The 13,228-nt window shown below is 61.3% G+C and carries 12 protein-coding genes; 7 read left to right on the top strand and 5 right to left on the bottom strand.

Going from position 1 to position 13,228, the window contains the following annotated elements; translation table 11 throughout:
• Positions 1 to 6 precede the first annotated feature (6 nt).
• The 5 genes from MRY75_RS10110 to MRY75_RS10090 all read left to right on the top strand — a co-directional run bounded on the left by MRY75_RS10110 (position 7) and on the right by MRY75_RS10090 (position 4,530).
• Positions 7 to 1,860 (top strand): ABC-F family ATP-binding cassette domain-containing protein, encoded by a 1,854-nt coding sequence (locus MRY75_RS10110; protein ID WP_292307464.1) that lies wholly within the window; start codon positions 7 to 9, stop codon positions 1,858 to 1,860.
• A gap of 38 nt (positions 1,861 to 1,898) precedes the next feature.
• Entirely contained in the window at positions 1,899 to 2,522 is a 624-nt protein-coding gene (locus tag MRY75_RS10105) for a MarC family protein (protein ID WP_292307462.1), read from the top strand.
• 65 nt (positions 2,523 to 2,587) lie between these two features.
• Entirely contained in the window at positions 2,588 to 3,169 is a 582-nt protein-coding gene (locus MRY75_RS10100) for a TIGR02281 family clan AA aspartic protease (RefSeq protein ID WP_292307460.1), read from the top strand.
• A 74-nt stretch (positions 3,170 to 3,243) separates the two neighbouring features.
• Positions 3,244 to 4,056 (top strand): arginyltransferase, encoded by an 813-nt coding sequence (locus tag MRY75_RS10095; protein WP_292307458.1) that lies wholly within the window; start codon positions 3,244 to 3,246, stop codon positions 4,054 to 4,056.
• A gap of 87 nt (positions 4,057 to 4,143) precedes the next feature.
• Positions 4,144 to 4,530: a cupin domain-containing protein gene (locus MRY75_RS10090; RefSeq protein ID WP_292307456.1), complete on the top strand. Its 387-nt coding sequence runs from the start codon at positions 4,144 to 4,146 to the stop codon at positions 4,528 to 4,530.
• A 68-nt stretch (positions 4,531 to 4,598) separates the two neighbouring features.
• Here MRY75_RS10090 and MRY75_RS10085 read toward each other — a convergent pair whose 3' ends face one another.
• The 4 genes from MRY75_RS10085 to MRY75_RS10070 form a co-directional block, all read right to left on the bottom strand.
• Entirely contained in the window at positions 4,599 to 6,953 is a 2,355-nt protein-coding gene (locus MRY75_RS10085) for a TRAP transporter large permease subunit (protein ID WP_292307454.1), read from the bottom strand.
• A 62-nt stretch (positions 6,954 to 7,015) separates the two neighbouring features.
• Positions 7,016 to 7,927, bottom strand: a complete 912-nt coding sequence (locus MRY75_RS10080; RefSeq protein ID WP_292307453.1) for a C4-dicarboxylate ABC transporter permease — start codon at positions 7,925 to 7,927, stop codon at positions 7,016 to 7,018.
• A 106-nt stretch (positions 7,928 to 8,033) separates the two neighbouring features.
• On the bottom strand, positions 8,034 to 9,119 hold the full coding sequence (locus tag MRY75_RS10075; RefSeq protein WP_292307451.1) for a TRAP transporter substrate-binding protein: 1,086 nt from the start codon (positions 9,117 to 9,119) through the stop codon (positions 8,034 to 8,036).
• A gap of 291 nt (positions 9,120 to 9,410) precedes the next feature.
• Entirely contained in the window at positions 9,411 to 9,701 is a 291-nt protein-coding gene (locus tag MRY75_RS10070; protein WP_292307450.1) for a hypothetical protein, read from the bottom strand.
• Positions 9,702 to 10,146: 445 nt separating this feature from the next.
• On the opposite strand from MRY75_RS10070, the gene MRY75_RS10065 reads away from it, so the two are divergent.
• The gene (locus MRY75_RS10065) at positions 10,147 to 11,901 is read left to right on the top strand and encodes an acetolactate synthase 3 large subunit (RefSeq protein WP_292307448.1); all 1,755 of its coding nucleotides are present in this window, start codon (positions 10,147 to 10,149) and stop codon (positions 11,899 to 11,901) included.
• Between the two features lie 113 nt (positions 11,902 to 12,014).
• A complete protein-coding gene (ilvN, locus tag MRY75_RS10060; protein WP_292307447.1) occupies positions 12,015 to 12,575 on the top strand; it encodes an acetolactate synthase small subunit in 561 nt (186 codons plus the stop codon).
• 61 nt (positions 12,576 to 12,636) lie between these two features.
• Here ilvN and MRY75_RS10055 read toward each other — a convergent pair whose 3' ends face one another.
• Positions 12,637 to 13,011: a hypothetical protein gene (locus tag MRY75_RS10055; protein WP_292307445.1), complete on the bottom strand. Its 375-nt coding sequence runs from the start codon at positions 13,009 to 13,011 to the stop codon at positions 12,637 to 12,639.
• Positions 13,012 to 13,228 lie beyond the last annotated feature (217 nt).

Here is a 13,228-nt window from a genome sequence, read left to right as displayed (position 1 = left end):
CGTGCCATGTTGAAGATCGAAGACATCACCTACGCAGTTGACGGGCGTCCCCTGTTCGAGGGCGCGAGCGCCGTCATTCCAGACGGGCACAAGGTCGGGCTGGTCGGGCCCAACGGTGCGGGCAAGACCACGCTGTTCCGCCTGATCCGGGGTGAGCTGGCGCTGGAGGGTGGTGCGATTTCCGTGCCTCGCGGGGCGCGCATCGGCGGGGTGAGCCAGGAGGTACCGGGATCGTCGGTGTCGCTGATCGACACGGTGCTGGCCGCCGATACGGAGCGGGCGGCGTTGATGGCCGAGGCCGAGACCGCCACAGATGCGGCGCGCATTGCCGAGGTGCAGACGCGGCTGGCCGACATCGACGCCTGGTCCGCCGAGGCGCGGGCGGCCTCGATCCTCAAGGGCCTTGGATTTGACGATGACGAGCAGCGCATGCCGTGCAGCGCCTTTTCCGGCGGCTGGCGGATGCGTGTGGCCCTGGCGGGGGTTCTGTTTGCGCAGCCGGACCTTCTGCTGCTTGATGAGCCGACCAACTATCTCGACCTCGAAGGCGCGCTTTGGCTGGAGAGCTATCTGGCGAAATACCCTTATACGGTGATCGTGATCAGCCACGACCGGGGGCTGCTCAACCGGGCAGTGGGGGCGATCCTGCATCTCGAGGATCGGCGTCTGACCTTTTATCAGGGCCCCTATGACCAGTTCGCCCGGCAGCGGGCGGAACGGCGGGCGCAGGCGGCGGCGGTGGCCAAGAAGCAGCAGGCGCGGGTCGCGCATCTGCAGAGCTTTGTCGACCGCTTCCGCGCCAAGGCCAGCAAGGCCAAGCAGGCGCAGTCGCGGCTCAAGATGATCGAGCGGATGGACATGGTGGCAGCCCCCGAAGAGATCGCCAAGCGGGTCTTCACCTTTCCGCAGCCCGACGAGCTGTCGCCGCCGATCATCCGGGTCGAGAACGGGGTCACCGGCTATGGCGAGACGGAGGTTCTGCGCAAGCTCGACCTGCGGATCGACCAGGACGACCGGATCGCGCTTCTGGGCAAGAACGGTCAGGGCAAGTCGACGCTGGCCAAGCTGCTGTCTGATCGTCTGCCGTTGATGGCGGGGCGGATCACGCGGTCCTCGAAGCTGCGGATCGGGTTCTTTGCCCAGCATCAGGTCGATGAGCTGCATGTAGACGAAACGCCGCTCGATCACCTGCGACGGGCGCGGCCCGATGAGATGCCGACGCGGCACAGGGCGCGGCTGGCGGGCTTTGGCCTGATGGCGGCGCAGGCGGACACCGTTGTGGGCAAGCTGTCTGGAGGACAGAAAGCGCGGTTGTCGCTGCTGCTGGCCACGCTGGATGCGCCGCATCTGCTCATCCTCGACGAGCCGACCAACCACCTCGACATCGAAAGCCGCGAGGCGCTGGTGGATGCGTTGACGGCCTATTCGGGCGCGGTCATTCTGGTGAGCCACGACATGCACCTGCTGTCGATGGTGGCGGATCGGCTGTGGCTGGTGAAGGACGGCAACGTCACGCCTTACGAGGACGATCTGGACGATTACCGCGCCATGCTGCTGGCGTCGGACAAGCCGGTGAAGGCGGAAAAGCCCAAACCCGCCCGCCCGGCCCGGCCCGACCGCGACACGATGCTGGCGCTGCGGGCAGAGGTGCGCAAATGCGAGGCGCGGGTCGAGAAGATCGAGGAGATGCGGGAAACGCTGGCCAAGAAACTGGCCGATCCGGCGCTTTACGAGTCCAATCGCAAGGGCGAGCTTGAGACCTGGAACAAGAAATACGCCGAAATCATGGACGGTCTGCGCCGGGCCGAGGCGCTGTGGGAAGCGGCGCAGGAAAAGCTGGACGCTGCAGAGAACGCCTGAGGGTTGCCACGCGCGCGCGGCGGCTGTAGCGGTCGGGTATGGATCCGGCTTTTCTCATCCCTGCCTTTGTCACGCTATTTGTGGTGATCGACCCGATCGGGCTGACGCCGATCTTCATCGCGCTGACCGCCGGGATGACGGCGGCGCAGCGGCGGGCGATTGCCATACGGGCCACGGTGATCGCAGCGGGGTTGCTGTTTCTTTTTGCCTTTCTGGGCGAACAGGTGCTGGGATTCATCGGCATCTCGATGCCCGCCTTCCGGATTGCCGGCGGCATCCTGCTGTTTCTGACCGCGCTCGACATGCTGTTCGAACGCCGCACCAAGCGCCGCGAGGACAAGGCGGATGCGGACGATCTGCCCGATCCGTCCGTCTTTCCCATCGCCATCCCGCTGATTGCCGGGCCCGGCGCGATTGCGTCGATCATTCTTCTGGTCGGGCAGACCGATGACGCGGTGGGCATGGCGTCGGTGCTGGGAGTGATGGTCGCCGTGCTCATCATCGTCTTCCTGCTGTTCCTGAGTGCGCCGCTGATCGAGCGGGCGTTGGGCAAGACGGGGATCGTCGTGGTGACGCGGCTGTTGGGCATGTTGCTGGCGGCGCTGTCGGTGCAATTCGTGCTGGATGGCATCCGGGGCTTCGGGCTGGCGATGGGCAGCTGACGCCCGGGTCTACACAAGGGGCGTTGCGCGCCCTACATTCCATAGAGCGAAACGGGGGAGCGACGATGTCCGCAATCGAGTATGGCAACCTTGCGTATCTGCTGCTGCTGGGTGCGGTGGTGGCGTTCTGGTTTGTCGTGCAGAACCGGCAGAGCCTGAACAAGACGCTGCAGCAAGGGGCTGTCTGGGGGCTGATCTTTGTCGGAGTGATCGCGGCCGTCGGCCTTTGGGGGGACATTCGCCAGACCGTGCAGCCGCAACAGCTTGTCATGTCCGAGGCGGGCCGGATAGAAGTGCCGCGCGGGCCGGACGGGCATTACTATCTGATGCTCGATATCAATGACACGCCGGTCCGGTTTGTTGTCGATACCGGGGCCACAAGCATGGTCCTGACCCGAGTGGATGCGGCGCGTGTCGGGTTGAAGGAGGACGACGTGATCTTCTACTCCGAAGCAATGACGGCAAACGGGCTTGTGCGCACGGCCCCTGTCCGGCTGGACGATGTGGCGCTTGGTCCCTTCCATGACCGCGATGTCCGCGCCTTCGTGAACGAAGGCGAGATGTCGAAGTCGCTTCTGGGGATGGACTACCTCAATCGGTTTGCCCGACTTGAGATCAACAATGGCCGCCTGATCCTCGAACGCTGACCCACCGATTCTGGGGGGTTGGCGGATGGGGAACCTTGAGCTACGGTTTCCACAACCTTTGAAACGAGTCCTCGATGCGCCACTCGCTGCCACTTGCGCCGCAATTCTACGTGACTGCGCCCCAGCCCTGCCCGTACCTGCCGGGCCGGATGGAGCGCAAGCTGTTCACGGCGTTGCAGGGCGAAGCGGCGGACAAGCTGAACAACAGCCTGTCCAAGCAGGGCTTTCGTCGGTCGCAGAACGTGCTGTACCGGCCGTCCTGTTCGGATTGTTCGGCGTGCCTGTCGGCGCGCATCTCGGTCGATGCGTTCCGCCCGTCACGCAGCCAGAAGCGCACGATCAAGCGTAACGCGCATCTGCGGCGGCATGCCACCAGCGCCTGGGCGACCGAGGACCAGTACGAGCTTTTCCGCACCTATCTGGACGCCCGCCACGCTGATGGCGGCATGGCGGATATGGATGTGTTCGACTTTGCCGCCATGGTCGAGGAAACGCCGATCCGGTCGCGCGTGATCGAATATTCGGATGAAGAGACCCGCAAGCTGCAGGCCGTGTGTCTGACCGACGTTCTCGATGACGGCCTGAGCATGGTCTATTCGTTCTATTCTCCCAAGGTGCCGGCGCAAAGCCTTGGGACCTACATGATCCTCGATCATGTCGAGATCGCGCGTGAGGCAGGTCTGCCTTATGTCTATCTGGGCTACTGGGTGCCCGGCAGTGCCAAGATGGGCTACAAATCCGCCTTTTCGGGCCTGGAGCTGTACCGCCATGGTGGTTGGGAGCCGTTCCGCAAGCCGGACAGCTATTCGGCCGACACGCATCCGATGTCGACCGATCCGATCGCGGAACAGGTCGCCAACATCTCGCTTCCCGATCTGCGCAGCTGACACCGTCATCGGCGCCCTGCCCCGATCCGGGAACAGGATGACGGTGCGGAACGTTTCCACGTGGCAATGACACAGGAGCGACCCGACATGGCTGAACAAGACACATTCGTAATGCCCATCGCCAAGATGGCCCGCAGCAACGACAAGTTTCGCGATGTCGTCTATACCGGCGACAAGACGCAGCTGGTGCTGATGGCCATTCCCGAAGGTGGCGAGATCGGCGGCGAGACCCATGAGGGCCATGACCAATTGCTCTATTTCGTGGACGGAATGGGCAAGGCCAAGATCGGCGATACGGAGATGGAGATCTCGGCCGGGGATGTGGCCATCGTGCCGTCAGGCAAGTTTCATAATTTCAAGAACACCGGCACGGGGACGATGCGTCTCTACACGACCTATTCACCGCCCGAACATGAGCCGGGCACGGAACACGAGACCAAGGCCGAGGCAGACGCAGATCCGAACGAGGATTGAGCCCGGCTGCGGCACAGACGAAAAAGGCCGCCCGAGGGGCGGCCTTTGGTGTTTCAAACCGGTGTCGATCAGTTCTGGATCAGGTCCGGCAGGATCGTCACGATGCCCGGGAATAGCCAGAGCAGCGCCAGACCCAGAACCTGAATACCCACGAAAGGAATGACACCCCGGTAGATGTGACCTGTCGTGACCTCTTTCGGGGCAACTCCGCGCAGGTAGAAGAGCGCAAACCCGAAGGGTGGCGTCAGGAACGAAGTCTGAAGGTTGATGGCGATCATGATCGTCACCCAGGCCGGATCGAGTGTTCCGCCATAGATCACCGGACCGACGATGGGCACCACGATGTAGATGATCTCGAGGAAGTCGAGCACAAAGCCGAGGACGAACAGGATGAGCATCACCACGAGGAAAACAACTGTTTCGTTGTCGAAGGACCGCAGGAACTGCTGTATGTAGTGCTCACCTCCGAAGGAAATCAGCACGAGGTTCAGCAGCTGCGACCCGATGAGGATGGTGAAGACCATCGACGTGACCTTTGCGGTCTCGCGGACCACCGGGCCGAGGATGTTGGTCCGGAAGAGAACCCAGCAGCTGTAGAGCAGGCCGAAGAAAGCGAAGTGATAGGTGATCTGTGCCAGAACATAGGCCACCCAGTCTTCGAGCGGGATCCCTTCCCGGGTGATGCGCAGGTCGAAATTGACCCCGAGCAGGATCATGATGACCAGCGCGAGCGACGCCCAGATGATGATCTTGGCGGCGCCGTCTTCTTCTTTCAGCTTGCGATAGGCCGCGAGCATGATCGCGCCCGCCGCACCCAGTGCCGCAGCGGGTGTCGGGTTGGTGATCCCGCCAAGGATGGAGCCCAGCACCGCCACGATCAGAACGAGCGGCGGGAAGACGACGCGCAGCAATTCGTTTTGCGCCAGACGTCCCATGCTGATCCAGACACCGTACATTGTCAGGACCATCGGGATCGCGAGGATCATGAAGGTGGCCCCGGATCCGGTGAGCGGCGAGATGAACAGCACGTCGCACAGGAAGGCGAGCACCACACCGATGCCGCCGACGATCAAGGGCAGCGGGTTCGACGACGGCGAAACACCGCGCGCGAGGATCAGGACAAGGGCCAGAAGACCGAAGACCGTGGCAACTCCGGACCCGATGGGCGCCGCGTTCTCGCGGGCTTCGATCAGGGCAGCGGCACGCTCTTCTTCGGTCAGTTCGACCACTTCACCGGTATCACCGGCCTGTGCCATCGCTTCGCGCTGCGCGACCGCTTCATCCCAGGCTTCCTGACCATGAAGGTCGATCATTGCGGCCTGACACTGTTCGGTCACTTTGGTCCGAAGGCTCGGGCCCTCTGCGCGTTCGGCGTAGTCCGAGACCGAAATGGTCTGGTTGCCGATCAGCCCTGCGCCGAAGCCGATCGAGATCGCGAGGATCAATCCCACCGGTGCTGCAAGATACCATGTCAGGGCCTCGTTGCGGGTGACAACCTCACCGCTTTGGCCGCCAAGTTCGACCGGAGGCGCGCTGGCCGGACGGAACAGCGCGAACCCGAAGGCGTAAAGACCGTAGAGCAACGCGAGGAAAAGACCCGGCAGCAACGCCGCCTGGAACAGGGTCCCCACAGACAGAACGGCGGGTTCACCCAGATAGGTCAAGGCATCGGAACACCCGGCCAGAACGGCGCGGGTCTCCTGACCCGTTGCGTACAGATCCCCGACCAGCGTGCCGAGAAGAACGATCACGATGGAGGGCGGGATGATCTGGCCCAGCGTTCCTGAGGCCGCGATGACCCCGGTCGCGAGTTCAGGCGAATAGTTGTTCCGCAGCATGGTGGGCAGTGCAAGCAGGCCCATCGTCACAACGGTTGCACCGACGATCCCGGTGGATGCAGCGAGGAACGCGCCCACGATCACGATGGACACGGCCAGACCGCCCGGAAGCGGACCGAATACGCGCGCCATCGAGGTCAGCAGGTCCTCGGCGATGCGCGAGCGTTCCAGTGTGATGCCCATCATGACGAACATCAGAACCGCCAGCAGCGTCTCGATGGACTGGCCCGCGATCACGCGCTCGTTGATCCGGTTCACGATGAAGGAGATGTTGCGCTCCATTGCCTGTTCCCATCCGCCGGGGAACACCGGTTCTTCGATGCGCGGTAAGTCCGGGTATCGGAAGACGGATATGGCATCCCTGGCAATGCCTTCGGCCACCAGAGCGGCGAATTCGGGCGATCCCTTGTCAATGGCCTGATGGATCAGCAATCCGGCGGAATCGAGGGCTGCGATGATTGCGAATGAGATGACCCCTGCGCCTGCAATGGCAAAGGCCACAGGGAAGCCGGTCATGATCCCGGCAAAGAGCGTCAGGAAGACGATGAGGATACCGACCTCGACTCCGTCCAGTCCGAAAAGCATGTTATGCGGCCCCCCCGCTGCGCGCCGTGATCGGCATCATTTCTTTTGGTGTGTTCATGGTTTCAGGTGGACCCGGAATGGATCGCGTGTTCGATTTCTTCGGCTTCGCTCGCGAAGGCGTCACGGTCGAGATATTTGCCTTCACTCTCTTCGCCTTCGATGAATTCCAGCAGCGAGCGCCAGAAGAACGCCATCGCGTGCACGAATGTCAGGACGCAGAAGGCAACGATCAGGATCTTGAAGAGGAAGTAGGCGTCAAAGCCGTTCGGGCTGAAGCCGATGGTCTCCACGTTCCAGCGGAAGATGCGCGCCTGCATGAGCATGCGGTCGAGTTCGCTGGTCGCCGTCACGGAGGGCGTCATCAGGTGCCGCCACATAAAGAACCATGCGTAGAGATAGGTGATGGTGATCGCGGGCAGCATGAAGAACATGCAGCCGAACATGTCGATGATGCGCTTGGTGCCGTATTTCACCTTGGAATAGAACAGGTCCACGCGCACATGCCCGCCCTGTACGAAGGTGTATGTCACACAAAGAGCCACGACGATCGCGTTGTAGAACTTGAGCTCTTCCGCCCACCAGCTGAGGTCCTTGGCAAAAGCGGTTCCGAAGGGCCCGATCTCGATCGAGGCGACGCGGAAGATCCGCTGAAGGAACACGATCATGACCTGCTGAAGCACCATCAGGAGCCCCGCCCACGCAGCGAAGCGGCCGATCCCGTTCGCCATGGTCTCGAGTCCGCGCACGCACCCCCAGAGGATGCTGCGCTTCCACGCAACGCCCAGTATCGTGAGTACGAGGAACGTGGTGAAGACGACGAAGAACAATTCGACGGATGCGCCGTAGTAGATGAAGCGCATCACGGATGCCGGATCGGACCAGTTCAGCCACGAGCCCGGATTGAACACCGCCATCACCAGATTGTACGGGGCCATCACTATATTCTGAAGCACCCAAAGGATGAAATCGACCATACCCTGCCCCTCTGTTGCCCCGGTCGCGGAGCATCATGCATGTCTGTAAAGCGGCGAAAAGCCCCGCCCTGACAAATGTCGGGGCGGGGCTGAGACGCGGCGTCGATCAGCCTGCGTTCACGCGATTCCGCTGGCGCATGTATTCGCCGTCAGCGATTTCGTACCAGTCGGCCGATTCCTTCATCGACGCAAAGTAGCTCTCGGCCACTTTTGCGTAGATTTCGTCACCCATGTTTTCCTCGCGCACTTCTGCGGACGCGCGCCCATAGGCATCCCAGACGTCTTCCGGGAACTGACGCACCTGAACGCCTGCGGCCTGCAGACGCGCAAGGGCCGCACCGTTTTCGGCCAGCGACAGCGCGGTGTTCTGCGCGTGTGCAGCCTGAGCGGCGACGTTGATGATGGATTTCTGCTGGTCGGTGAAGCTTTCCCAGATCTCGAGGTTGAAACCGAGGGCAAGTGCCGAACCCGGCTCGTGGAAGCCGGCTGCGTAGTAGGTCTTGGTGACTTCCTGGAAGCCCATGCGCTCGTCCGCATACGGCCCGATCCATTCCGCACCGTCGATCTGACCGGACGCAAGCGCCTGGTAGATTTCGCCGCCGGGGATGTTCTGAACGGAGGCACCGAGGCGACCCAGAACCTGACCACCCTGGCCCGGCATGCGGAAACGCAGACCCTGCAGGTCTTCTGCCGAAGTGATTTCCTTGTTGAACCAGCCGCCGGGCTGCATCGCTGTCATGCCGCACATGATCGGCTTGATGTTGAAGAGCGACGACAGCTCGTCATGGAGCTGCTGGCCATCACGACGGTAGTACCAGTTCGCCATTTCCTGCGCCGTCATGCCGAAGGGCACGGAGGTGAAGAAGGCGAATGCCGGGTGCTGGTTGAGGAAGTAGTATTCCGCCGAGTGATAGACGTCCGCCTGACCGGAGGACACGGCGTCGAACACTTCGAACGCCCCGACGAGCGAACCCGCGGGCATCTTGTTGAACGAGATTTGGCCATCGGTCATCGCGGTGATGTAGTCGATGGCGAGCTGAGCCGCATCGTCGAACACGGCAAAGCCGTCCGGAACCGATGTGACCATGGTCAGTGTGCGATTGCCCTGCGCGTATGCCGGTGCCGCAAGTGTGGTGGCAGCCGCAGCTCCCGCCCCTACAGTAGACGTCCGAAGGAATGAACGACGATCCATGTATTACCTCCCCTGAGTTTTGGATGCACAATACAGCCAGTCCGCTGTTTGCGCGGATCATTTAGTGGGACGGACGGTAATCAGAAAAAAATCTGAATGCAAATGTTTAACTCTGCTGACAGTCGTATAAATTTTAGGCAGAAGCGGCGGATTTCCCTAGATTTTTTCGGATGTCACGCGCTAGCGCTACCAAGACTTGAAGCGCCTGACGAGCGCCTTACATTACGAATTTGTGTCTGCACGACGTCTGGCTTGACGCAGCAATCCGACGCGTCAAGCTGACCACGAACGTTACAGGTCGACGCCGTGCTGCCAGACAAGCACACCGACCGCCGCCGTTCCGTTCGGCGTATATTTGAACACCAAGGCGCAGCCCTGACCGTCGGCTTCGGCATCTTCAAAAGCGGCGCATCCTTTGGCGCGCACCAGGACCTCGGACAGCAGGGCGTCCTGCGCAGACACCTGGAAATCCCGCTCGTGGTTTCCAAGTCCCAACACTTGCGACAGAACGATAAACGCCGCGAGAAGAACCGCGTGGCAGGTCGAAAACCCCTTTGCGCGACGATTCCGTTTTCCAAGCATATGCGCCTCCGTCCGGCCGAACCGGCCAAAATGTGAACTGGTCAGTTCAGCTTAGGGGGCTTGCGTGTTGACATGCAATTCACAACTGCGCGCGCAGATGCACAAAGACTGTGTTCCGGGATCGCGACTCGGCACGGAGGCACAGCATGAGCGGGCGGGATTTCAGGAAATTTCAAGACGATGGCCGCTTCGGGCAATAAATGACAAATTTTTCTGCCCGCCTGGTACTTTTTTCTTCGATTTCGATGTTGACGCCCCCGGAGGCTCACCATAATGTCCGCCCACGCGAAAAGGAGCCGACATGGCACGAGTCCTAGTCATTGTGGTAGAGAAAGTGCGCATGGGCCGGTAACGGAACCAGATCAAGCCCCCATGCGCCCCCGACTGAACATCGGGGGTTTTTTTTCGCGTAACGAACAGAAGTGTCTGTATACGGAGCAAAGCGATGACACGTCAGATGACCGGAGCGAAAATGGTGGTTCAGGCCCTGAAGGATCAGGGTGTGGACACAGTATTCGGGTATCCCGGTGGCGCTGTGCTACCGATTTACGACGAGATTTTTCAACAGAACGGCATTCGGCATTACCTCGTGCGCCACGAACAGGGTGCTGTGCACGCCGCCGAAGGCTATGCGCGCGCCACGGGCAAGCCCGGGGTTGTTCTCGTGACATCCGGCCCCGGTGCCACCAACGCGGTCACCGGTTTGACGGACGCGCTGATGGACAGCATTCCGATTGTCGTTCTGACCGGACAGGTGCCGACCTTCATGATCGGCTCGGACGCGTTCCAGGAAGCGGACACGGTCGGCATCACCCGCCCCTGCACCAAGCATAACTGGCTGGTCAAGGACACGGATCAGCTTTCGGGCACCATCCACGAGGCCTTTCACGTGGCGACCTCGGGTCGTCCCGGCCCGGTCCTGATCGACATCCCCAAGGATGTGCAGTTCGCAAGCGGCACATATACGGAGAAGGCCAAGGCGAAGGTCAGCCATTACCAGCCGCAGCTCAAGGGCGACATGGAAACTATCACGCAGCTGGTGGAAGCCCTCGAAGTGGCGGAACGCCCGGTTTTCTACACCGGTGGGGGCGTGATCAATTCCGGCCCGGGCGCCAGCCAATTGCTGCGCGAACTGGTCGACGCCACGGGTATTCCGATCACCTCGACCCTGATGGGTCTGGGCTGTTATCCGGCCTCGGGCAAGAACTGGCTTGGCATGCTGGGCATGCACGGGCTCTACGAGGCCAATCTTGCGATGCACGGCTGTGACCTGATGATCAACGTCGGCGCACGGTTCGACGACCGGATCACCGGGCGGCTGGATGCGTTCAGCCCGAAATCGCGCAAGGCACATATCGACATCGATCCCAGCTCGATCAACAAGGTGATCAGGGTCGACATGCCGATCATCGGCGATGTGGGCCATGTGCTCGAGGATATCCTCAAGGTCTGGAAGGCGCGCGGGCGCAAGGTCAACAAGGAAGGCCTGTCCAAGTGGTGGCACCAGATCGAACAATGGCGCGCGGTGGACTGCCTCAAGTACAAGCCCTCGGAAAAGTCGATCCGTCCGCAATATGCGCTGGACCGGCTTGAGCAGCTGACAAAGGGGCGTGACCGCTACATCACCACCGAGGTGGGCCAGCACCAGATGTGGGCCGCGCAATACCTCGGGTTCGAAGACCCCAATCGCTGGATGACCTCGGGCGGTCTGGGCACGATGGGTTACGGCACCCCGGCCTCGATCGGCGTGCAGGTGGCGCATCCCGATGCGCTAGTGATCAACGTGGCGGGCGAGGCCTCGTGGTTGATGAACATGCAGGAGATGAGCACCGCGGTGCAGTACCGTCTGCCGGTCAAGCAGTTCATCCTCAACAACGAGCGTCTGGGCATGGTGCGCCAGTGGCAGGAGCTGCTGCATGGCGAGCGCTATTCGCACAGCTGGTCCGAGGCCCTGCCCGATTTCGTGAAGCTTGCCGAAGCGTTCGGCTGCAAGGGCATCCTGTGCAAGGATCCGGCCGATCTCGATGATGCGATCATGGAGATGCTGAACTATGACGGGCCGGTGATCTTTGACTGCCTCGTTGAGAAGCACGAGAACTGTTTCCCGATGATCCCGTCGGGTGAGCCGCACAACAAGATGCTGCTTGGCGAAGCCAGCACCAAGGATGCCATCGGCTCCAAGGGTGCAGTCATGGTGTAAGGCATCGCGCCGGCCTTCGGGCCGGTGCGACCCGTCGAGGCCAGCCCTCTACACCGCCCTCTTGTGGGGGCCAGCCCCGACACCCCCGGCATATTTGAAAAAAGAAGAAGATCATGTCTCCGCTGAACATCAAAAAAGGCTCGACCAAGCATTCCGCCTACAACCTGCGCCCGAACTTCTCGGATGTTCAGGAAACGCATACCCTGGCCGTGCTTGTCGCAAACGAACCCGGCGTTCTGGCCCGCGTGATCGGTCTCTTTTCCGGTCGCGGCTACAACATCGACAGCCTGACGGTCGCCGAGGTGGATCATGCCGGGCATACCAGCCGCATCACCATCGTGACCACCGGCACACCGCAGGTGATCGAGCAGATTAAGGCGCAGCTGGGGCGTATCGTTCCCGTGCATGAAGTGCACGACCTGACGGTGGAAGGCGGATCGGTCGAACGGGAACTGGCGCTGATCAAGGTGGCCGGATCGGGCGACAAGCGGGTCGAGGCCCTGCGGCTTGCCGATATCTTCCGCGCGCAGGTCGTGGACAGCACGCTGGAAAGCTTTGTGTTCCAGATCACGGGCACACCTGAAAAGGTGGATGCCTTCGTGGACCTGATGCGGCCGCTCGGCCTCGTCGAGGTGGCCCGCACAGGGGTTGCCGCGCTGTCGCGCGGCGCCTGATCACCTAAAACACGTCGGGGACGTGATCGGCCCTCCCCGACGTGCCGTTGTGATTATCGACCTATCCCGAGCACGCCAGCTTGGTGCGCGTCTCCACCCCGAAATACTGGAACAGTGAGACGACCTTTTCGGACTTGGATGTCTCGACAGGCGGGTTGGCATCGCCCGCAATCGCGCTCCCGGCCCGAAGCTTCTTGGGCAGATCCGGCGAGTGCGACGGCATCAGCACTTCGGGGTTGCTGGCCTTGCGCACATTCTGCTGCACGATCACATCAAATCGGATGAGATCACCGGCATCCAGCACCGGCGCGTCGTGCACATTCCCGTCCCCCGGCGTATAGAATGCAAGTTCGCCTTGGTCTTCGCACCAGATGACAGCCTTTTGTGCGGCCGCATCAGACCACAGCACAACACCGAACATATTCTGCGGTTTCATAGTAAGGTTCCCCATCTTAGAAGCCCAATTTCTTAATTTTTTTGGCGTCAGCCCATCCCGTACTCTGAATCGGGCAGATAAAAATTTGTGTCAATTGCGATTGACCCTGACGCGAACTCGCATCAACATTGACGTGGACCAGCGTCATACACGTCTCATTTGCCCGATTTGTGCATGTTTTTTTCGGCGACTGATCCTTGTCTGATATGCGTACCCA

The sequence above is a fragment of the Marivita sp. genome (assembly GCF_022763305.1).
Taxonomy (GTDB): Bacteria; Pseudomonadota; Alphaproteobacteria; order Rhodobacterales; family Rhodobacteraceae; genus Marivita.
The sequence above is the reverse complement of the archived record's forward strand: the minus strand, read 5'-3'. Positions and strand labels throughout refer to the sequence as shown.